The organism is Pseudoalteromonas sp. GW168-MNA-CIBAN-0100 (genome assembly GCF_040309225.1).
Taxonomy (GTDB): Bacteria; Pseudomonadota; Gammaproteobacteria; order Enterobacterales; family Alteromonadaceae; genus Pseudoalteromonas; species Pseudoalteromonas arctica.
In genome coordinates this window covers 1-280 of the sequence record NZ_JBEOOL010000479.1, presented here as the reverse complement: position 1 = coordinate 280, position 280 = coordinate 1, and the positions used below count along the sequence as shown (strand labels likewise).

The following is a 280-nucleotide window of genomic DNA, read 5'->3' as shown; positions in this document are numbered from 1 at the left end:
CTCAAGTTGAAGCTCTTCTTGCTCACTAACTTCTTCGGCAGCTTGCTGTTTTTCTTGCTCGGCATCATCTTGATCACTATCAGCATTGCCTTCGCGTTGTTCAATAATTTTGTTGTCTGCAATTTTGCCGCTTGCAGTATAAGTTGAACTATCGCTGTTACCAGGTAGTTTGGCTTTTTCTGCATCACTTTGAGCTTTGTTTTCAGTACTACCAGCGGTGTTTGCAGCGGCTGGGGGAATGACTTCACGTAACTGATTGTCACGCCGAGCAGTCTCCGTA

General features: G+C 45.4%; 1 pseudogene. It reads right to left on the bottom strand.

From position 1 onward, the window contains the following. A pseudogene (locus tag AAEY62_RS22035) lies at window positions 1–280 on the bottom strand (putative metalloprotease CJM1_0395 family protein); the annotation flags it as partial.